Consider the following 23,266-nt stretch of genomic DNA (forward strand, 5'->3'; position numbering starts at 1 on the left):
TGTTTATGGTATAAATTCGCCGACATTTGTCGGCGGATTATTAATATGTAGTTATTAGTTTTATAATTCATAAAAACAGCGTTGTAAATATTATCTATCTTTGACAAGAACTTTCAGAAAATATAGGTGTTTAAGTAAAAAACTAGGTAATTAACTTCTATTATTATCAACAATTAATAACGCATTCTTCCCAATATAAAATAATCCAAACTTGACAAGAACTTTCAGAAAATATAGGTGTTTAAGTATAAAAACTAGGTAACTTACTTCTGTTATTATCAACCAATAATAATGCATTCTTCCCAATATAAAATAATCCAACCTTGACAAGAAGTTTCAGAAAATATAGGTGTTTAAGTATAAAATCGGCATGTCCTAACCCATTGTCCGCTTATTTTATAAAAGCATTTCTATAATGCTTTTCAACTATAAGTAAACTCTAAGTTACTTTAAACTGAAATTTAGACTAATTTTTAGCAAATGATTCATATCAATCAATTAAGATAACTTTTTATTTAGAATTGAAAAGTATATGAAAAGCATATAACTTTTATATATTATTTTTGTTATCATTTCAGGTTATCTAATTAACTATAAAATATTTGGGTGTTATAAAATTAACTAAACTTGAGTCAGCCATAAAATAAGGATATTCAAATCGTTAGTCTGTCGATTTTGCAATGTTTTGCATTAAACTCTAATTAATTTAAAAACTTTATAACCAACTAACATTAATATCCCTTCTTTGTTTATTGCTAAACAAATTTGCGACTCATTTTTTTTATTTTAAATAGCCATTGATTGACCATGTCTGAAAATCGTTAATCAATAATAAATACACAAGGCGTTTCACCATAATTTAAGGTGAAGAAAGTGAATTAAAGGATTAAATAATGGCAAAAGGAATAAATAAAATTATTGACCAAATCGGTCATAGCTTAATAAACCAATCAATCGCTTCTATTAGCCATAATAGGTATACATTAACCGTCGATGAGCTCAATTCTCCCATTTCTATTTTGAATGTTACCGGTGAAGAACAATTAAACCACCCATGGCGTTATACTATTACTTTTACCAGTGTCGATAAAACAATATCAGTTGATAGCTTTTTAAATAAAAAGGCATCGTTTTCGTTCAATCCAGTTATGAGCGAAGCGTTAAGTTTAAATGCCGCTTTACGAGCTTTAGGGGATTTTATAGGTGATGACAATGGCCGTAAGATTTATGGGATCATCACTGAATTTAGTCAAATATCGGTCAATAAAGACGAAGCGCATTATCAAGTTGTATTATCTCCAAGAGTTGCCAGATTAAGGCTTAATCGAAATTGCGCAATATTTCAAAATCAAAATGTTGTTAGCGTCGTTGAAGAGGTACTTAGAAGCCATGAATTTACTGGCATAGACTACCGGCTGGAGCTGAAGGAACAATATCCAACAAGAGAATTTATCACTCAATGGCAAGAAAGTGATCTTGAATTTATCCAAAGATTGATGGCTGATGTTGGAATATGGTTCCGTTTCGAAAGCCATGCTGAACATGATTGCGAGGTCATGGTCATTAGTGATTATGAACAAGGATTTGAACACGTTGCAGAGATTGATTACAAACTACCAAGCGGCACGCATGACGGCAAAACAGAAAGTGTCTGGGATCTTTCTATGCAAAGTCAGATGGTCGAGTCGTCGGTACAAGTGCAGGATTACAACTATCGAAAAGCACGAACCGATTTACTCACCTCAGAAAACTCACAACCTGACGACCATACAACTTATGGTACTAACTATCGTTATGGTGAAAATCATAAAAATTTAAATAGTACTAATTCGAGCAATCAAGATAATAATATTACCGCTGAAAGTGGCAGTTGGTATGCACGTATTCGCCACGAATATGCAATAAGTAAACAGATAGTTATTACCGGTAAAACTAATCGTTATAATTTAGAACCCGGTCAAGTGATTCGTATTACTGATAATCAGTTAACCAATATAGATGAAGGTATCATCGTTTTAAGTGTAACGGGTAAAGGGAATCGCACCGATGCTTATGAACTTAGTTTTACCGCCATTCCGTTTAATGTATTAAAACCGTATCGTCCAATACCAATTGCATATCCACAAATTGGTGGAACATTACCCGCACGAGTAACAAGCCCCGACAATGATATCTATGGCTATATCGATACTCAAGGACGCTACCGGGTAAAATTTAATTTTGATTTAAAAAACTGGAAAAAAGGCAATGAAAGTTTATGGGTTCGGCTTGCCAAACCTTATGCTGGGGACACATATGGTTTCCACTTTCCCTTAATAGATGGCACCGAAGTTGCTATTGCTTTTACAGACAGTAACCCTGATCGGCCATATATTGCTCATGCCATGCACGATAGTGCTCATCCTGATCATGTTTCTGCTTTTAACAAACATCGAAACGTGATTCGTACTCCTGCCAATAACAAATTACGGATGGATGACAAACGTGATCAAGAGCATATAAAACTTGCCACTGAATACGGTAAAACTCAGCTTAACATTGGGCATTTAGTAAATAAAAATAAAGAAAAACGAGGCGAAGGGTTAGAACTTCGCACCGATGACTGGGGGGCTATAAGAGCGGGTAAAGGCCTATATATCACCAGTGAAGAACAGACACAAGCTGGTGGTTTGCAGTTGCAAATGGACAATGCTGTAAAAGAGCTCGCGCAAGCCTGTGAAATGGTAAAAAGGCTCAATGAACTTGCTCAAGCAGCTAAAACTGAGCTTGCGGATCTACAAGTTCAAAAACAGCTATTTGAACAAAGTTTAAAACAATTAAAACAACCCGGTATTCTCACTTATGCACCTGCAGGCATGGCTGATGTGACACCAAACTCAATTCAACACACCGCAGGTGAGAATATCATCCAAACCGCACAAAATAATATTGATGTCAGCGCCTTTAAACGTTTTATCGTAACGGCTGGCAACACAATAAGTTTATTTGCTAATAAATTGGGCATAAAAATCACAGCCTCAAAAGGTAATGTCGATTTACAAGCGCAGAATAATGAAATGTTATTAAGCTCTAAGCAAGACATGAAAATCACTAGTACTGACAGTGAAGTAATCATATCAGCCAAGAAAAAGCTCACCTTAGAATGTAATGGGGCTGCTATTATCATTGAAGGTGGTGGAGTAAAGATACTCGCTCCAGGCGATGTAAAAGTAGAAGCGGCAAGTTTTGGCGTATTTAGCCCATCAACTTATGATGTACCAAAAGTTAAATTACCTGAAGGGAAAAATTGTTCGGAATCAGCATAATGGAAAAACAATTATTAAACTTATTAGATAACCCAGACGCACGGAAACAATATCGATATTTACTCATTGATAATTTAGTATCTCTTAGCTATTTTCATATATTATCGATTCAAAGTTTGCAAGAAAATCTAGGAAAGGAAGCTGTCGAAGTGGTGCCAAGAACTGATCTTGCGCACGACTTGGCTCATTGCCCTAAACTTGTTGTTATTGCGAAACCCAATGAACCTATAAACAAAAAATTATTGCACCATATTAGTAATGAAATGCTGGACGATGGATCGATTGAAAAACGCTATATTTCGGCGTGTATTGTCAGTAAAAATGATCCGAAAAAGTTAAGCGAACAATTGATTAATATAGGATTAAAGTTAGCGAAATTAATTCAAACCAATTTTGTACCATTTTATGAACCATTCAAGACATTTCTGATGCTAGAAGGTAACAAAATTTGTCCTGAGTGGTTATCAACTTTATTAGGTTGCTGTAGTACATATTGTTTTACCTCATTTACCAATCATTTATATGTAATCCAATCATTAACCTATACCCCGAAACCACAAGATATTTTTGTTACCGAAGAAGTTAAATTCTATTTGAAAGAATCAAGCAATTTATATCATTTAGCTATCGCATGGAAAAATTTATGTGAGAGAAAAAATAAAAATGTAACAGATGATGACATTATACAATTAGCTGAATTTTATAAGACTGCAAAAATATCGGGACTTGAGGATACTTACGACAGATTTTCTTTAGCGTTAGCGTTGATAAGTTATCCAAACTTATCTAAGCAAACAAAACTAAAAGATGCAATCGAAAAAGCGAAAGAAGAGCCTGGCACTTTAGCGAATTATTTAAGTGAAATAGACATAGCAGAATAATGTAAGGAATACTTTATGGAAAAGTTCGATATTAATATTTTGGGAGAAGCCAAGAATGCTTCAGGTATGACAAAAAACGGGTGCGGAACTTGTCAACGTAACGGCATGCCATTTTTTTTAGTTCGCCAATCGGTAATTAACCCAAGGATTGATACAAGTAAAGACTGGTCAGAAGGTGTACCCCAATTAACGGGTAGGCAACCTTCTGCACAATTAAAACAACATAAGTATGCACTAAGAATGTTACGTAAAGGTTATGTTTATGTATTAATGGAAAAAGATGGTGAAAGAAAATTACTTGGCTATGAAGTGACTTCAAAAGGCGCATTACGACATCGCTCCATTTATTATATGAAAAAGCATGAAATTGAAGATCTTGCTGAACAGTGTACAGCAATAAACCACTATGTTCCGGCCATTTTTGCCAATGTTGATATTTTAAATTCTACGGTATGGATAGCCTATAGTCGCCGTGCATGGTCAAAAAATGTGGAAGATTATTATCGTTCACCGAAAGCTAACTTAAAACGTTTTACCAAAGTCACTGTAAATGACAATACTCGTAAAGATCCAACTTTATTAACCGAAGGGCGAAGTTTTGCTTTCAGCGATTTATTAAACAATAATTCTGCCCCTTATTTGCCTGAATTTATATTCCAAAAAAAGGATTTTGATGTCAGATTTCCGAGCGCTCACGAATTTTATGACTATTCGCATAAAGATGATTTAGCAGCAATAAAACAGGTGTCGGAAACAATGGAAGAAAAATATCAATGTAAAATAGGTTGCATTGTTTTAGAAGACACTTTTGGCATAGCCGAAGAGCTTAATGCTCAACGCTTAAGAAATTTTGATCCTATCAATAATGCGTTTTTAGAGCACGAACGGACAATAGAAAAAGAATTAACCGATGCCTTCAATGAAAAAATAGCTGATTTTACTCCTTCAGACGAGTGGTTAACCTCGCCTGATAAAACTCAAGACTTATTTCCTTATGCTAAAGGTTATTTCGAAAGCATATTTACTCAAAACATTGATAACGATCAAAGTGACACATCACAAGCGCAAACAATATCAGTTCCACTTAAACCTAATGAACATGATCAAAAATATATTCATGAATACTTTTCCAGAGAGCGAGCTTACAAACGTAGGATTGTCTCTTGTATAGAGGGTTACAAAAAGGGATTAAGAAATCATTTTAATAACACTATAAACCAAGATTATAATGGACTTAATACTCAGCCGAGGTATTCTGATGTCTATGAACCCGGCTCTAATTATCAAGGTGCTAAAACTTCTTACTATCAAACTATAAAAACTTTACAAGATAATGGATATAAAGAAGTCGATTTATCAATCACAGAAAAAAAAGAGCTACTAGAAAAACATAAATCAGCCGTACCAGTTATTGATGTAAGACGATTTGAGTGGACATTGAAATATGCGGCTGAAAGTAAATTTAATAGGGAATGGGCTAAACTTGAAGCGCGATTAGACTTAAAAAAACTAGAGCAATTTTGTAAAGATGATAATCAAAAATTTAAAGAAATCATCGGAGATATCCGCAAAATATCTATCGATTATTTAATATATGTGACATGGCTTTTTGGTTCCAAAGATAAAACTTCTCAATATGCACCTTCTGAACTGACTGACTATAATCAAGTTGAGTTTTGGAAATATGAACAAGAAAACGACTATTCTAAAGATCACCTAGGCTATATGGAAGATATTATCACTATGCTTCAAGGGAATATTTCCATGGCAAATTTACCGGAACAGTTTGGTTTATGGGACAGCTTATTTAGGGATGAGAACTCGATCTTCTTTTATGTGTTAAAAGGTCAGGATAATAATCTTTATGAGTTGCTGCTAAAACAACGAATCGATGAAATGCAGCAAAATCAAAATTCTGCAAATAAAAATAGTAACGTAAGTAGTTTATATGATGTAGTTAGCACTATAAATGATGTTATGGATCTTCCGATTGATGCTAAAAATACAACCCTTTTTGTTGAGAGAATGGAAGAATTGTTTGATTGGAAAACAGCAGCTTTTGCTAATCGAGTTCAAAACGCTAAGCTAATTAATCAAGTATTAATGAAAGAGCAAAGCTTAGAACAACTTAAAATTTATTCCGGTGTGGAGCATAGGGTGATGAAAGTGCCGGTAAAAATTAAAAATTTGCCCAAAGTTTATGAATTTTTAATGGATAATTCGGATGTATCATCTGTCAGTATCGAAAAAAATTCCAAACTATATGAATTATCAAGAGTATCTGATACTGATAAGCGCTGGCAATTCGAAAGCGAAATGACCAAATCACAGCTTGAAAAAACCATCAATATGGAATTTATGATTGTGGCAGATGATATTGCCTCAATGGATGAAATGATTAATACTTTAAAAAAAGGGGGGAACTTGAAAGAAACAACACTTGCTAAAATCAAAAAAGTGTTAGGGGCTGAAATCAAGTACGCTCACCAATTTAGCGGAGAATTAACGATAGCTGATCTTGAAGCAGCGATTTCTCAAAATCGAAAAAGAATCCGTGTTGATTCTACTAAAAGTATAGCTATGAATGCATTAATGATTTTTCTGCAAGGTTATTTAGTCGGTGAAAATATGCAAACGCTAAACGAACAAGGGAATGATATGCGACAAGAAGTAAAAGAACAAATTCAAGCTGATATTACCAAATCTTGTGCCATTTTATCATTAATGTCTGCTGAAGTTGTAGCCCATTCAATTAAATTAGTCGGTGCTTTACCTAAACTAAATATTTTCACTACAATGATACCGGGTTGTAATGCATTTTTAAAAGTAACGGGAGGAGCACTAGCATTTATTACTATATTAGAAGGGGCGGCAAATATTTATAAAGGATTTTTTTATGTTGTAAATGGTGATCTCAAGGATGGGGCTTATGTCATAGTAGGAGGGGTTTTAACACTCATATCTGGTTTTTTAATGGTAGTAGGCCCATATATCGGTTTTACTTTACCTTTTGCTCTTTTCGCTATCGTTTCAGGTATTATTGGTGCTATTTTAATATATATAGGTTCTGAAGCTGATCGTTGGTCACCTATGGAAATTTGGTTTAATCGTTGTTACTTTGGTCAACAAAAACATCAAGAAAAAGGAGTACCTTATCCACTCAGTGCTGTTGGCACTAGTATGGCGTTAAATGACTATTATGCCTATCTTTCAGGTGTTTATTTAGCTTTAAATTATGACCCAAATGATATCGATTTTTTTATTCAAGATATAGCGAATGATTCTAATGAGGAGGCTATATTATTTTATGCTGGTGGACTGCATGTACATCTTAAACTCCCTAAGTATGATCCTCAAAGTCGTTACACATGTAGGATTTTTGTAACAGACAATAGAGACCAATCAGGTAGAGTCAATATTTTGCAAGGTAAAGACAATCAATATTTACAAGTCGAGGTAGAGTCTAATCAATGTGATCATAACCAAGTACGCTGGGTGGAATCGAAAACTTATCCGATTATCTCAGACCCAATTAACAATCAAACTGATTTATCAACCTTGGTAGTAGATCAAAAAGTTGCCGAATTAAAGTCTAAAGCAAGAAAAGTCATAGGAATATTACATTACTGGCAGGGTAAAGACGCAAAATCACCATTACGTATTGAACATATTATTGATTAAAAAGGAGAAAAATTAATGCCGTCAAAATATCAACCACAATTATCATGCTGGCGAGAGGATTTGTATAAAGGGATTTACACAACCAAATTGCATTTAAGTAATAATAAAAAATTACGTTTTGTTAATGATGATTATTGTGAATTTTCAAGGCGCCTAGCTGGAATGAATTTCTATTTACGCTGGATACTTTGTTTAATGCTGCTATTTGGTGTTATAACGTCTCTATTTGGTGTCCTTTTCGGGTTATATTTTATTATATACAGTTTGGGGGAAACAAGTTTGTCAGTATTGATCGGAACAACAGGCTTGTTTACTTTATATTTTTTTCTACAAGTAATTTTGAACTTATTTTATGCACCTGATGATTGCCCTATTCGCTTGAATCGTAAGACAGGAAAAATCTATGTTTATGAGCACTTAATATTATATACAGGCACTTGGAAATTTCTTAAAAACTCACCGTTCAAAGCAAAAACAATTACTATTAAAGAGTTTGATTGGGCTGATATTCAAGGGGTAGTGACCTGTGTTTCGGCGCCTATTGCCAAGGGAGGCGTAATAAGAAATTATCGTCTAGAATGTGTAGTATGTGAACCTAATACTACTTATGTCATAGATCACTTTTTACTGGTTATGAGTAGCATTTTAAATTATGACGAATGGATGTGGATAAATAGTTATATGGCATTTTCAGATGAAAATCTCGATAAAAAACTCAAACCGGAAGATGAATTTTCATGGCCAATAAAAGTTAACTGGCCAGAAGAAATTGATAAAAAATCTAAAGCCAGTTCACTTGAAGAATATCAACGAATTGATGATGAATATAAAAAAAATTAAGGAAGATTAATGCCGTCAAAGTATCAACCACAATTATCATGCTGGCGCGAGGATTTGTATAAAGGGATTTATACAACCCAATTGCATTTAGGTAATAATGAAAGATTACGTTATGCAAATGATGATTATTGTGAATTCTCTAGGCGATTAACTGGAATGAACCCTTTACTTCGTCTACTTATGATAACTATTGCTACCGGAATAATTTTAATATCGACTTTTGGATTATACATGGTAATACGTGATATTGTTGTCGGTGAAGAATATAGTCTCATGTTTTTACCATGTGGTTTTGTTGCAATATTTATTATTCATTTTTTTCTTTCAATGTCTTTAAATATTTTTTTCGCCCCTACAGATTTCCCAATTCGTTTAAATCGTAAGACGGGTAAGGTTTATATTTATGATCATTTCTTATTATATTTTGGATCTTGGTCTACCTTTATTCGTTCACCTTTTAGAGCCAAAGAGATAACTATTAAAGAGTTTGATTGGATAGATATTCAAGGTGTAATGACTTCAGTATCTATGACTTTAGCCAGTGGTGGTATGGTTAGAACTTATCGTATCGAATGTGTGGTATGTGAACCAAATAGTAACCATATAGCCGATCATTTTATTTTGTCTACTCATAACAGTTTATGTTATGACGAATGGATGTGGATAAACAGTTATATGGCATTTTCAGATAATAATTTGGATGCGGAATTTATGCCAGAGGAAGAATTTTCTTGGCCAATAAAAATTAACTGGCCAGAAGAAATAGATAAAAAATCTAAAGCCAGCTCACTTGAAGAATATCAACAAATTGATGATGAATATAAAAAAATTAAGGAAGATTAATGCCGTCAAAATATCAACCACAATTATTATGCTGGCGCGAGGATTTGTATAAAGGGATTTACACAACTAAATTGCATTTAAGTAATAATAAAAAATTACGTTTTGTTAATGATGATTATTGTGAATTTTCTCGGCGAAATATAGGATGGGGTAAAATTGGTCGCTCTATTACTTTGGTTATTATTGCTCCATTAATGTTTATGATTTTATTTACATTGTATGCGATTATACCAGATATTATAGGGGATCCTATAGAATATAATCTTATCTTTATACCATGCTGTATTTTATTTATCTATATTATTTATATTTTAATTCAGTTTATTTTCAATTTACTATTCGCTCCAGAAGATTGCCCTATCCGATTAAACCGTAAAACAAGGAAGGTTTATATTTATGAGCATTTCCTATTATATTTCGGAACGAGGGCAACCTTTACTCGTTCACCTTTTAGAGCAAAAGAGATAACTGTGAAAGAGTTTGATTGGGCTGATGTTCAAGCGGTGATTACCTCTGTTTCATCGCCTATTGCCTCTGGAGGGGTTGTCAGAACTTATCGTATCGAATGTGTGGTATGTGAACCAAATAGTAACCATATAGCCGATCATTTTATTTTGTCTACTCATAACAGTTTATGTTATGACGAATGGATGTGGATAAACAGTTATATGGCATTTTCAGATGACAATCTCGATAAAAAGCTCAAACCGGAAGATGAATTTTCATGGCCAATAAAAGTTAATTGGTCAGAAGAAATAGATAAGAAATCTAAAGCCAGTTCACTTGAAGATTATAACCGGATCAATGGTGAGTATAAAAATTAAGTATTAATAAGCAGGAAATAAAAATGATAAGTTTAAAAGGAATTATTCGATTAGGGGATTCGACAGATCACGGTGGTACAGTTATTACAGCTTCATCCACAATGACAGTTTTAGGTAAACCTGTTGCACGGGTGGGTGATTTAGTTTCTTGCCCTATTAAAGGTCATGGCGTTAATCCTATTATTGAAGGTCAGACAGCTTTTACTGACCAAGGTAAACAAGTTGCATTAGATGGACATAAAAGTGCATGTGGTTGTTCCTTAATTTCTTCATTATCAGAAGTAGGAATAGGATAATGTCTATAGATTTATCATCATTTACAAAGTCGGCGCCCAAAGTTAAAAAATTGAATTTGTGGTTGTGGGGACTATTGCTAATTATATTTATTTTGTTGGGATTTATTATAACCGGTACGCTAAGTTTTTTTCATAGTATGCCAAATGAGCTTTTTTTATCAGGTGTAGTTGGTTTTCCTGTTCTTATTTGGAGTGTGCTATTTTTATGTTGTTTTTTTGTCTATAAATATCGCAAGACTTATCATCAAGAATTGAATTTATTTCAACAACAGCGTAGGCAGGAACTGATAGATAAAGGCCAACAAGGGCTATATGTTTTGGGGTATTCTCTTACAACGGAAAGAGGAAGGCAGGGGAATGCGGCTGCTTTAATCAATAACAGTTTTTTAATAACTTCAAAGCCATATCCTACTTGCGCAGCTGTTATTCCTCATACTTCTTTATTTTTCAATAGCGAAATTGATATCAATGATATTAATGGATATTTAGCTTCTCTATTTAATCAATGGAAAAAAGATATCAAAAATCAATTTTCTAACCTATTATCACATAAAAATATTCACGTTCGTTTGTTTATTGAATTAGGTAAAAGTGTAGAAGTAGATAGATTAAAGACTTTATGGGCTGAAACAATCGGAACGGTTATTCTTTATCCGGCTAGCATTATATTTGATGAGCCAGGTAATTCGAATACATTTATAGAATCATGGTTAGATAATGAGGAATATAGTAACGATTTACTCTTAATACTAACCCTACACTTGTTCGATATTCCTACAAAAAATGAAGGTGAATTTGCTGCATGGTTTTTTTTAGCGGGTGAAAAAGTGAACCCTAAATTGTTATTGCACCGAGAACCAACATTAGTCAAAGTGCATCGTAGTGAACAAACTTCATCTTTAAATCAAACTATCAACAATGCGCTATTATGGGGTAGTACTGACAATACAAGTTATGATACCGTGTGGTATAACGGTGTATCTTCTGAGTTGAAAAATAATATTGTTAATCATTTTAATCAAATTGAATTTAAGCCAAAGAATCTTATGAATATTGAAGGTGCTTTTGGGTATGCGGGGCTTTGTTCCTATTGGTTAGGTTTGTCTTTAGCAATTGAAAATGCATTTTTGTCTAAAAATAACCAATTGATAGTAATAGGAAAACCAGAAGTTACCGCTTCTGCTGTTTCTTGTTTACAACAAAGTAATAGAAACAGTAACAATAATAGAAATGTTTAACATTTTTCAGATAGGTAAATTTGAAAGTTAACTAAAATGTAAACCCAAGTGGGGATAATTTTTTTTACAAGCCTTTTGCTTGTGCTCTATCTATTCTAATTGTGTGATAGATAGCGCTGAAATAATTATTTAATGTTTGAATAGAATGCCCTATTGCTAGGGCATTAAAATTGCTTTAATAGATTTGTTAGATCTTTATGCTTGTTAACCTCATAACTGAAGCTTGTAGTTTTGTGATAACTTGATGAGTTCCGCTTTTCGTTTATTGTAATCCCAATCCATATCAATTAGAGTAATATTTGATTTTTCTAAGTAGGCTAGATGATTAAGCTGTTGTTCATTAAGATAATCACGAATATCACCAGTGATATTATGTGCTTTTTTAAAATCCTTTGCAGACATACCAAGCACAATACTATTAATCATATTAAATTCATTGGTGTAGTGATATGGTTTAGTCTCTTTACCGTGTGATAGCCTTTGTAAAGTTAATGCATCACGCATAGGACGGGTATAATCTGCCACCTCAATGCGTGCTTTTAACCTTTTAAGCTCTTTCGTCTCGATTACTGGTGCAATTTCTTTAAAGTGCTGTTTACAACGGATAAAGTACTTTCTAATCGCTCTACCTTTCTCGTTGTTTTCAATCATTGCTAATGTTTTAGCGGTTCCAATTGTCAGTATATAATCTGTACTTTTATGTTCTCCACTTCGCTTAGATGTCCATTTTATTTGTTGATTGTTGTTTGTACTTTGATTCCTGAATTCTGATAAATCAAACATTAAAAAATCAACATTTTTAATGAGCCCATATTCTTTTATTCTTCCCTTTATCCATGTTGAAAAATCATTTCCTACTTTTAAGTAATTATGCAAATCTTTTGCGCTAACTGTTTGCTGTAATTTGCCGTTTAATTGCGTTTCAGTTACAGGTACTAAATTATTAAAATCTGCCATTTTTTATCTCCTAATATTTCAATTTATTCCCCATTTAGCTAAATTTTAGGCAAGGGGATACCGTCAGCGCAAAAATGCGCTTTGTTCTTAAATAATTAACTAAATAGTTATCTTTTTATGTAGGCACTTATAGCAAGATTGGCTATGATTGGAGGCGTCTAAGTTCAAATCTAAGCTCTTTACTATTTCGTTAGATAAAGGGTTTTGCTTTATTACCATTATGCAACCTCGCGACGTTCTACTTTGCGAGATTCAAGCCAAGAATAAATCTCATCAGCTCGATAGCCAACACGACGCAAGCCTATTCTGATTCTTTGGGGAAAAGTTTCATCTTTCTGTTCTAGTGTATAAAGGCTAGTGCCAGATTTGAAATGTAGTAAGGTTTTTACTTCTTTTTTGGATAAGATTTGATTGATCATTAGTTATATTCTCCTGGTGTTCAAAGACAGGTAAAGGATATAACTGTTAATAAAATATATCATTGCACGCAAAATTAAATTTTTGCATGCAAAATATTAGTGGTCTATTTTATTGAATTATCTAATAATTTATTACATTGAGAAAAGAAAGAATCAATTTTCCTTTTTCCTAATCCCTTGAATTGTGATTGTTCTGAAATCAAATCAGATAACTCCCCTTGAGTCCATTTTTTAGGGCTAGATTCTTTCAAAATTTTCAATATTGAAGCAAGTAATAATTGTGAATATTTATAGTCAATACTATCATCATTTCCCATTAAAGACTGCTCAAACTCTAATAAATGCTTGGTCGTAATAACCAACTCATGATCCTCTGGTAAATTATCTGCAGGATAATCTTCTCGGCTATCCTCAAACCGCTCTCTAAGACTTAAAATATTTCCATCTTCATCGAGAAGAAAGCTACCATCAATCACAAATCGTTCAACTACAGTATGCTGTTTTAATGAAGAAATAAGATTTTCAATCCAAACTCTTTCTGCTCCTACCAAAGGAAAATCATAAATATCCTTATCTAAATAAAATGATTTACCAATAGTTCCTTTTGTAACTAAAACTAATTCTTCCATATAAAAATCAAATGTAAATTTGTCTTTATATTCTAAATATTCTTGATATATATCTGGCTGTTCATTTTCATATTTTTCTTGTAGATTAGAAAGCAGATGTTTATATTGATCCTTTAAATATTCCATCTCTAATTTTTTATATTCTTCTGTATTTCTTGAATGTTCATTTCTAAGCTCTTTGGGAGCATGAAACATTCCAAATATCATTCTATCGAAATCACTTTGTAGCTGCCTATGCTCACCGTATTTACAAGCAATTACTTCTACTCCATAAGGAAATTTAACCGATAAAACTATTTTCTTATCTAAAACCCACTCTAAAATATCAATAACTGTAACTGATTCCCCAAATAATCTAGTTAATCGTTCAGCAGCCTCTGATAAGGTCACATATCTTTTTAATGTCAGTAATTTAGAATGATTCATACGCCCCTCATGCACCTAATAGATATTTGCGCCAGTTCGATAGGGTTGCGAATGTTCGGGGATCACCCTAGACGCAAATAATACTTTAATATACAGTTATATACATTAAATTAATTATGATAATATTACATCCTTAAAATAATACTTAAGGATAATTAAATGAGAAAATTTGTAAAAAATAGCAATCAATAATTGAGCCGTCGGGCTGCTTCAAAACATCAAGCGCGCTTATCAGCAAGGTAATGAATAATCTTTGTTGGGCTTTGGAATTTAATCCGATTAAGACATATTAGAATGAAATTTCAAGCATAAAAAATCTAACTCTAAAACTAATCTAGTAATGATAAAAACTGTATTGCATTTAAAAATGAATTCATTTAAAATCATAATCGGTTCGCCACACTAGGGGAGCTATCCCACCTTCGCATGGGATTACTTAAAGGTTAACGCCCTGTGAAATTATATATTTCACAGGGTTTAATTATCAAACACGTTCAATGTCCCCGTTAACCAATAAATCATAAGCACAAAATAACTTCCTCAATCCCGTTTTAATATCTCCTTGGTTTGTTTTAAATTCTTTTATACCTTCTGTTGTAATAAATTTTTTAATTTCTTCAATTGGTATATTTTTTATGTTTTTAATTATAATTTGTGTTTCTTTAAAGGGACCAACATTACTATTTTTAATATCCGATATTGAATTAAAAACTTTACTACTATTGACTTTATCTATTTTTATACTATCCATTATTTTAGATAGACTTCCTTGATTTTCGATTCTTTTATTAATTTTCAATTTTTCATGATTTTTTAATTTTATATTTCTCATTTTTAATTTTTTTATCTGTTTTGCAAAAGGAATCCAACAGTTATGAGGACTTGCTGTTAAAACCTTTATGGATGATTCTAATCCTATTTGATTATTTTCTAAAATATAATCTTCAATATATTGTTCATTATTTATATGAGCGTAAACTAAGGCTTTATCACCTATAGCAACTACTAAATTTTTACCTTCTATTATACTTTTTTCTAAATTTTCAATATCACTTGGTGAAACAAGTATCTTATCTAGGTTGCTTTTATGTCCTTCATTGACAATCAAATCTCTAATTATTCTTTTATATCTTAATATCTCGGACGGTGTTAATCCTTCATTAATTTCTGAAATATCTTTGAATATTTTTTTATAATTATCAGTTCTAATTTCTATATATGGTATATTTTTATCATTTTTAGAATAGCGTGGATCTATATCCATTTTATTTTTTTCATATTGAACTACAATTATTCTTTCTGCTGATTTTCTATCATCTTCTTTTGGAAATTGTGAAGAGAAATCGGTTAATAATTTTTGTACATTTCTATCTGTTAACGAATAACCTAAAAAAATTATTGGTGTATTAATTAAATTGGATAATATTTTAGCACTAATCAAAACTGAATTTTTATCATAATTATCATAATCGAGTTGATTAATGATTATAGAATTAGGATCAGTTACATCACCATGTATTTTATATAATTCAGCCCATCCAATAGTATCATCAAAAAAACCTTTGTTTCCTATATATTTTTGAAATTCAATGTGTTTACTTTTTAATAATGTTTCAATGAAAGGATCGTAATTAGTTGTTATGATTATTTTAGCGTTTTTTAAAAATTCTATAAAAAAACTTAATTCTTCTTTATCTATATCATTTCTAATATTACACACGGAAAAACGCTGACATATAGAATATTTGAAAGGTGAAATATCATCTTTATAAGCTATTTCAGGTGTTAAACCCTCAATTTGTAATTCATTATTATTGAACATTGTATTAAATTTATCTTCTATAAAATCTGCTACTGAGGTATGAATTTTGTGAGTTAATTCATCTCCAGTGAATGATTTTGAATAATCTTTTTTGAGGGAGGTTAAATAACTATAATATCCTGTTGATTGATTTGTTTGATTCCAATAACTTTCTAATAATTCATTCCAGTTGGGAAAATTATCTAAAAATCGTTTAGATATGCCAGAACCTATAAAAACGATAGGATATTTCTTTATTTTATTAAAAATAGTTGTAGTCATAACACAATCTCTAAATATAATATTCATCAATAAATTTTGAACAATCTATTTTAAGGTTCAAGTTTTATAATATTTTAAGTCTATCAAAATTAATTATTCAATAAAGCAATTTTTTTCTATTATTCACTGTATAAACTAATCAATAAATTCAAACTAGTTTCAGCCTGTAACATTGATAGATATATAGAGATATCTTCTTTATAAGAATACATGAATTTTAACTCTTTGTTATTTGAAAATTATTTACATAAGCAACGGTTTTGATTAGCGTCCATTATTTTAAAGTTTTTCACTGGATACCTATTTCTGTTATGAATAGTAGTTTTGAAAAACAAACCCCATGCAATTAATATTTAGCTCGCATTTATTAAATATGTTTTCCGTGCGTACCTATTTTTATTATGAATAGTTGTTTTAAAAAACACCCCATGCAATCAAAGTCATTATATTGCTTCTAACGTGTCCAAAAATTCTTCAAGCCAAGTAGGGAGGGGGATAGTAAATTTCTATAACTCTAATCTTTCTACACCGCTCACCCTCATTTTTATGCAAAACCGCGAATTGAAATAATTTTTTTACTATCAATGAATGTGCTGACTTTTTAGCAGATTGCAATTTTAATACATCTAATAGTAACCATGATCAACCTTAAAATCACTTATTTTTAACATCATGATTAATATATATTTTAATTTTAGCAAGAAATAGAGGTTATAGAATTATTTTCATATTTCAATTGGTTAATCATAAGATCAAGATTATATTTAAATGTGAATAGTAGTGAACACTAGTGAATACTAATTTTTACCAAAATATATATATAATATATTGATATATATTAATTAATTTTAAAAGGTGAATAGTAGTGAACACTTTTAATGAAAAGTTTAGAATAATGGGGGGTAAGTATAAAAAACCAGTTTAATAACTGGCATATGTAAAGGGTAATATTTGAAAAAGCACCACTCACATTTGAGGAGTGGAACTTATTAATAATGAAAGCGTAACCCAAATATGAGGTATGATATTTATAGCGCGGTATAATTAATGATTAACTAGCTTTAAATTGCGGTTACCTGATAGTGAGACATTCCCTTTACTGGCTTGCTCGACAAAATCGCCCCACCAGTCAAGCATAATGCGTTTTTGTTGCTCATACTCAGCTTTGTTGTAAGCTCGTCTTACTGCATTTTTATCTACGTGCGATAACGCGCTCTCAATAACATCATAATTAAAGCCTTGTTCAATTAGTGTTGTACTCGCTAAAGCTCTTAATCCATGTGCTACTAATTTATCTTTGTATCCCATGCGCTTTATTGCCATGTTAGCGGTTTGGCTATTCATAGGCTTGTTATAAGGTGGTCTTGCTGTTGGGAAAATGAATTCACTTTTATTGTTAATAGATTTCATTATATCGAGGATTTTGATTGCTTGTGGCAATAAAGGTATATTGTGGGGTCTATCCATTTTCATGCGTTCTGCAGGAATGCTCCATATTTTCTTATTAAAGTTTATCTCACCCCACCGTGCACCTACAGCTTCGCTAGGTCGCGTTAATGTGAGTAATTGCCATTCAATCACGCATCTTGCTTGTAACTCAATACTAGCCATAGATAAGGCTTACATGAACTGCGGTAACTCAGTAGGGGATATGGTAGGTTGATTTTTTACTTGAGGACTGTTAAATACGTCGGTAATTTTAGCAAGAGGGTTATTATCGATGATTCCCATATTGACAACGTAATACATTATTTCATTGATTCGCCTACAAACTCTCTTTACTGTCTCGTATTTATTATTGTTATTTAATGGTTATAAAGCATTGATTGCCTTAACAGCAGTTACTTGGTTTATGGGAATGTCTTTGATGTAAGGGAATACATGATTCTCTAATGAACGCCAAGCCTTTTTTAAAGTTTGTTCTTCTAATCCTTGTTCTGTTTTGAATTTAAGCCACCGCTCAGCCATGGAGTAGAATGTATTGCCGATTGCTTCTTGCTTAAGTTGTTCTTGTTCCGCTTTATGTTCTTGGAGGTCTATGCCTTGCTTAATTAATTCGCGTGCTTCGTCGCGTTGTTTTCGCGCTTGTTGTAGCGAAACTTCTGGATATTTACCAAAAGATAATAATGTCTCTTTATTTGATATGGGTTTTTTATATTTAAATCGCCATAATTTAGCTCCTGACGATTTGACTAACAAAAAAAGACCTCCACCATCAAAATACTTTTTATCCTTACTATTGGCTTTTAATGCTTTTATTTGTGTATCAGTCAAAGGGGTAGTTTCAATAGCCATTTTTCACCTTTGGGGGTATCTAATTATAAAGGCACTTTATCCTACCCCCAAATATACCCCCATTATTTTTGGTTGTAAATGTATCTTACTGATGCTTACGAAATAGCAAAACAGGCTTTAAGCCTTGTTTATACTGGTTTTGATGTGGTTTAAAGAATTTTAAAGAATGTTACTGAATATTGATTTGGTGCCGTGGGCGGGACTTGAACCCGCACGCCGTGAAGCACTACCCCCTCAAGATAGCGTGTCTACCAATTTCACCACCACGGCGCCGTTATTTATTCAGGAATATCCGATGTAGGATTTACCGATTCCGGTTGTATAACAGGATCTGTTGTCGGTGCGGTTTCACCTGTGTTTTGTTGAGTCGTTACAGGCGGTATATCATCGAAATTTGTAAATTCATCGCTAGAATTTATAGCACTACGACTACCAAGATTCGATAAAACGATACTTAGTATAAAAAACAAAACCCCAAGCATGGTTGTAGAACGTGTTAAAAAGTTCCCACTACCTGATGAGCCAAACAACGTCGCAGATGCTCCAGCACCAAAAGATGAACCCATGTCGGCACCTTTACCGCGCTGTATTAGCACTAAAACGATTATCACAACAGCGATAAGTAAATAACCTAGAATTAAAAGTTTATACATTTCAACCTGTCAATTTTATAAGTTATACAACAGAATTTATTGATGCGAAATATTAGCGAAAGAGTGAGCAACAAGCAAGAAGATTTTGTGATTTTCTGTATTTATCGTAATCAATTGTTCGTTTTTAAGGAAAAACCAGTATAATGTCGCCATTTTTATTCTAGTAAATTTAGTTGTATGAAATTCATTGTTAAGCTTTTTCCAGAGATTACCATTAAAAGTGAATCTGTTCGATTACGTTTTATAAAAATATTGACCAGCAATATTCGTAATATCTTAAAACATCATATCGAAGATGTCGCTGTTATACGTCATTGGGATTTTATTGAAGTACGCCCTAAAGTTGTAAATAGCGAAACTCAGATTTTACAATTACTAACCCGTATTCCTGGTATCCATCATATTTTGGTTGTTCAAGAGCACTCTTTTGTTGATATGCACGATATCTATGAAAAAGCTCGTGAGCATTATGCGCCTTTAATTGAAAATAAAACCTTTTGTGTACGTGTTAAACGCCGAGGTAAGCACGATTTCTCTTCAATCGATGTTGAACGTTATGTGGGCGGTGGGCTTAATCAGTTTGTTGCCTCATCTAAAGTCAAATTAACCCGCCCTGAGGTTACTGTTAATTTAGAAATAGAGAAAGATGTATTATTGCTGGTAAAAGAGCGTCATGCTGGGATAGGTGGCTTTCCAACAGGTACACAAGAAGATGTACTTTCTCTTATATCCGGCGGATTTGATTCTGGTGTATCGAGTTATAAGCTAATTAGACGGGGAAGCCGGGTTCACTACTGCTTTTTTAATTTGGGCGGTAAAACCCATGAAATTGGTGTTAAGCAGATGGCACATTATTTATGGGAGCGCTTTGGTAGTTCTCATAAAGTGCGTTTTATTGCGATCGATTTTTCAGATGTTGTTGGTGAAATTCTTGAAAAAATCGAGGATGGTCAAATGGGCGTTATTTTAAAACGGATGATGATACGTGCCGCTTCCAAAATCGCTCAACGATATAATGTTCAAGCACTTGTAACCGGTGAAGCACTAGGTCAGGTTTCAAGTCAAACGTTGACTAATTTACGTTTGATTGACAATGTGAGTGATACCTTAATTTTACGTCCGCTAATTACTCATGATAAAGAAACGATTATTAATCTGGCTCGTCAGATAGGGACTGAAGATATTGCTAAAACTATGCCAGAATTTTGTGGTGTAATTTCGAAAAGTCCAACGGTCAAAGCTGTTAAAGAAAAAATAGAGGAACAAGAGCTTAATTTTGATTTCTCAATTTTAGATAAAGCAGTGGAAGAGGCAGAAAATATTGATATTCGTGAAATTGCCAAACAAGCAAGTAACACGGTTATTCAAGTTGATACTGTGACTTCATTGGGTGATAATCAAATTGTGATTGATATTCGTGCGCCGGAAGAGCAGGAAGATAAACCGCTGGAATTAAATAATGTTGATATTAAAGTCATTCCATTTTATAAATTGGCTACACAATTTGGAGATTTAGATCAATCAAAACAATATCTTCTTTATTGTGCTAAAGGTGTTATGAGCAAGTTACAAGCACTTTATCTGATTGAGCAAGGGTTTTCGAATGTGAAAATTTTTAAAATATAATACTTAACAAATAGTTATGATATTGGTAGTATTTGGCTTTTATAATCATGATTTGATAAGATCAGATATTTTTTATAATCAAAATAATTACAAATTAATGATTTAATTAAGTTAAAGAGGAAGGCAATGAGTAAATTACTTGTAGTTGATGATGATCCTGAAATAGCCTCATTATTACGTGAATTACTTGAATTAGAAGGTTTTGACGTTGAAACAGCAAATAATGGAGTACAAGCTTTAGAAAAATTCGATAGTACCATTGATCTTATATTGCTCGATATAATGATGCCGGAGATGAACGGGCTTAGTATGTTATCTAAATTAAGAAATGACTTTACTGTTCCGGTTATTTTTCTGACAGCTAAAGACGACGAATTTGATAAGGTGATTGGACTTGAGTTAGGGGCTGATGATTATATTCTTAAACCTTTTAATGATAGAGAGTTGGTTGCTCGAATCAATGCCTTGCTACGAAGAACCCGTTGGGATAACTCAGAAGAAAGTGAAGAAAAACCGCTTCAACTTACTATTGATAAACTAACGGTTAATCGAAAGCAACAAACTGCTTTTTTTGATGACCAGTATCTCGAATTAACGGGTACTGAGTTCCAAGTATTACTTAAACTGCTTGAAAGTGCTGGTCAAACAATTTCCCGAGATACTTTAAGTGAAACTGTACTTGGTAAAGAGTTTATTCCGCTGGCTCGTTCAATTGATGTTCATGTGTCTAATTTGAGAAAAAAATTGCCACCACGCAGTGATGGGTTACCCTGGATAAAAACATTGAGATCGAAAGGCTACCTGTTTGTTGTCGATCAAAATGATAATGTACATTAAGGGTCGAATACATCTTATAAAGGTAAAATTATATGTGGATTTTTGACAGGTTAACTATTAGAATTTTCACAATATTTTTACTTACTATCGCTTTTTTTCTAATGTTGATTATGGCTTTGCCTAATCTTGACGCTCGAAATTTAACTTATTTAGCAAATAAAGATAAAGAAGCAGGCAATGTGCTTGCTAATCAAATAGAAAAAGAGCTTTCAAATGTACCTAAAGATAGTTTTCGTTGGTGGATGCGTTTTATCGTGGTGATGGACGGTCATCAAAAACCCGGGCAATTTTTATTCATTTTCACACCCAACAAACAAATAATTACCGCTGATACTAAAAATATTGATTTAGTTAGAAACTTTAGTGAAAAATCTAATAATGTCGCTGATCCGGCAAAGAAAATTTACGAATCTCAAGAGATTATAGGCCCTTTTCTAATTCATTATGCTAATGAAGATTACCAATTATACTTATTGCAACCAGCCTCAGATATTCAATCTCAATTTGTTAACTTAATCTTTGATCATCCCTTTTTATTATTAACACTAACAATGTTAGCCAGCTCTCCTTTTTTGCTTTGGTTATCTTGGAGTATTGCAAAACCTGCACGTGGTTTAAAACTGGCAGCCGAACAAGTTGCCAAAGGGAATTTGCAACAATGGCCTGAGTTAGAAAAAATCGGATCTTATGAGTATAAAGCAACCGGAGCGAGTTTTAATCATATGTTAAGGGAATTAAAACGGATGCAGGAGTTACAACAACGCTTGTTTTCTGATATTTCTCATGAATTACGCACGCCTTTGACTCGTTTGCAATTAGCCACATCATTATTACGCCGCAAACAGGGCGAAAGTAACGAAGTGATTCGTATTAATGATGAAGCATTAAAACTTGATGCAATGATTGGTGAGTTGCTCTCTTTAGCCCGTCATCAATATGATAATAATGAAGTTCGCAACTACCATAAATTAAATGTTTTATTTAAAAATGTATTAGATAATGCTACGTTTGAAGCGGAGCAAATTGGCAAAACATTTTTAATTCAAAATCCGCCAACTAATCATGTTGTGTTGTGTTATCCGACTGCTTTATGTAGCGCTCTGGAAAACGTTATTCGCAATGCATTTCGTTATTCTAAACACCAAATTGTGATTAATTTTAGTCAACAACCACAACAAATGACAATTACCATTGATGACGATGGTCCCGGTGTGGCTGATAACGAATTAGAACAAATTTTCAGACCTTTTTATCGAACCAGTGAAGCACGAGATCGCCAGACGGGTGGTACCGGACTAGGATTAGCCATTGTAGCAAATGCGATCACTCGCGATCACGGAACTGTTAAAGCACAGAAAAGTCACTTAGGTGGGCTGAGAATTGTGATAGTATTACCGACAAGTCAAAAACATTAAAAAATAAAGAGTAGTCAT

Annotated in this window: 16 protein-coding genes, 1 tRNA gene and 1 pseudogene; 11 read left to right on the forward strand and 7 right to left on the reverse strand. The window is 32.8% G+C overall.

Going from position 1 to position 23,266, the window contains the following annotated elements:
• Window positions 1–893: 893 nt before the first annotated feature.
• Genes J3U42_RS00510 through J3U42_RS00545 form a run of 8 tightly spaced genes read left to right on the forward strand, consistent with a single transcriptional unit; the run spans window position 894 to window position 11,908 of the window.
• On the forward strand, window positions 894–3,305 hold the full coding sequence (locus J3U42_RS00510; RefSeq protein ID WP_267334980.1) for a type VI secretion system Vgr family protein: 2,412 nt from the start codon (window positions 894–896) through the stop codon (window positions 3,303–3,305).
• Window positions 3,305–4,186 carry a hypothetical protein gene (locus J3U42_RS00515; RefSeq protein WP_267329911.1) on the forward strand — a complete coding sequence of 294 codons (882 nt, stop codon included), beginning with the start codon at window positions 3,305–3,307 and terminating at the stop codon, window positions 4,184–4,186. Before J3U42_RS00510 ends, J3U42_RS00515 begins: the two co-directional genes overlap by 1 nt.
• A gap of 15 nt (window positions 4,187–4,201) precedes the next feature.
• On the forward strand, window positions 4,202–7,867 hold the full coding sequence (locus tag J3U42_RS00520) for a toxin VasX (protein ID WP_267334981.1): 3,666 nt from the start codon (window positions 4,202–4,204) through the stop codon (window positions 7,865–7,867).
• A 15-nt stretch (window positions 7,868–7,882) separates the two neighbouring features.
• Window positions 7,883–8,707 (forward strand): DUF6708 domain-containing protein, encoded by an 825-nt coding sequence (locus tag J3U42_RS00525; protein ID WP_267334982.1) that lies wholly within the window; start codon window positions 7,883–7,885, stop codon window positions 8,705–8,707.
• 9 nt (window positions 8,708–8,716) lie between these two features.
• Complete coding sequence (locus J3U42_RS00530) at window positions 8,717–9,550, forward strand: DUF6708 domain-containing protein (RefSeq protein WP_267334984.1); 834 nt, start codon at window positions 8,717–8,719, stop codon at window positions 9,548–9,550.
• Window positions 9,550–10,374 (forward strand): DUF6708 domain-containing protein, encoded by an 825-nt coding sequence (locus J3U42_RS00535; RefSeq protein WP_267334985.1) that lies wholly within the window; start codon window positions 9,550–9,552, stop codon window positions 10,372–10,374. Before J3U42_RS00530 ends, J3U42_RS00535 begins: the two co-directional genes overlap by 1 nt.
• Before the next feature lie 23 nt (window positions 10,375–10,397).
• A complete protein-coding gene (locus J3U42_RS00540; RefSeq protein WP_220218061.1) occupies window positions 10,398–10,670 on the forward strand; it encodes a PAAR domain-containing protein in 273 nt (90 codons plus the stop codon).
• A complete protein-coding gene (locus J3U42_RS00545) occupies window positions 10,670–11,908 on the forward strand; it encodes a hypothetical protein (RefSeq protein WP_267334987.1) in 1,239 nt (412 codons plus the stop codon). Before J3U42_RS00540 ends, J3U42_RS00545 begins: the two co-directional genes overlap by 1 nt.
• Before the next feature lie 210 nt (window positions 11,909–12,118).
• On the opposite strand, the gene J3U42_RS00550 is transcribed toward J3U42_RS00545, so the two are convergent.
• The 7 genes and pseudogenes from J3U42_RS00550 to secG form a co-directional block, all read right to left on the reverse strand.
• A complete protein-coding gene (locus J3U42_RS00550; RefSeq protein ID WP_267334989.1) occupies window positions 12,119–12,865 on the reverse strand; it encodes an antA/AntB antirepressor family protein in 747 nt (248 codons plus the stop codon).
• 218 nt (window positions 12,866–13,083) lie between these two features.
• The gene (locus J3U42_RS00555; protein ID WP_267334991.1) at window positions 13,084–13,284 is read right to left on the reverse strand and encodes a helix-turn-helix transcriptional regulator; all 201 of its coding nucleotides are present in this window, start codon (window positions 13,282–13,284) and stop codon (window positions 13,084–13,086) included.
• Window positions 13,285–13,388: 104 nt separating this feature from the next.
• Window positions 13,389–14,339: a hypothetical protein gene (locus J3U42_RS00560; protein ID WP_267334993.1), complete on the reverse strand. Its 951-nt coding sequence runs from the start codon at window positions 14,337–14,339 to the stop codon at window positions 13,389–13,391.
• Window positions 14,340–14,823: 484 nt separating this feature from the next.
• A complete protein-coding gene (locus tag J3U42_RS00565; RefSeq protein WP_267334995.1) occupies window positions 14,824–16,422 on the reverse strand; it encodes an SIR2 family protein in 1,599 nt (532 codons plus the stop codon).
• 1,044 nt (window positions 16,423–17,466) lie between these two features.
• Window positions 17,467–18,717, reverse strand: a pseudogene (locus J3U42_RS12375) (integrase domain-containing protein).
• Window positions 18,718–18,902: 185 nt separating this feature from the next.
• Window positions 18,903–18,987, reverse strand: a tRNA-Leu gene (locus J3U42_RS00580).
• 8 nt (window positions 18,988–18,995) lie between these two features.
• Window positions 18,996–19,370, reverse strand: coding sequence for a preprotein translocase subunit SecG (gene secG, locus J3U42_RS00585; protein ID WP_267335001.1), 375 nt, complete (start codon window positions 19,368–19,370; stop codon window positions 18,996–18,998).
• 177 nt (window positions 19,371–19,547) lie between these two features.
• On the opposite strand from secG, the gene thiI reads away from it, so the two are divergent.
• The 3 genes from thiI to cpxA all read left to right on the forward strand — a co-directional run bounded on the left by thiI (window position 19,548) and on the right by cpxA (window position 23,248).
• Window positions 19,548–20,996: a tRNA uracil 4-sulfurtransferase ThiI gene (thiI, locus tag J3U42_RS00590; protein WP_220218056.1), complete on the forward strand. Its 1,449-nt coding sequence runs from the start codon at window positions 19,548–19,550 to the stop codon at window positions 20,994–20,996.
• Window positions 20,997–21,122: 126 nt separating this feature from the next.
• Entirely contained in the window at window positions 21,123–21,833 is a 711-nt protein-coding gene (locus tag J3U42_RS00595) for a response regulator (RefSeq protein ID WP_220218055.1), read from the forward strand.
• 38 nt (window positions 21,834–21,871) lie between these two features.
• On the forward strand, window positions 21,872–23,248 hold the full coding sequence (gene cpxA, locus J3U42_RS00600) for an envelope stress sensor histidine kinase CpxA (protein ID WP_267329979.1): 1,377 nt from the start codon (window positions 21,872–21,874) through the stop codon (window positions 23,246–23,248).
• Window positions 23,249–23,266: the final 18 nt, after the last annotated feature.

Origin of the sequence: Gilliamella sp. B2923, from assembly GCF_026536565.1 — a bacterium.
Lineage (GTDB): Bacteria > Pseudomonadota > Gammaproteobacteria > Enterobacterales > Orbaceae > Gilliamella.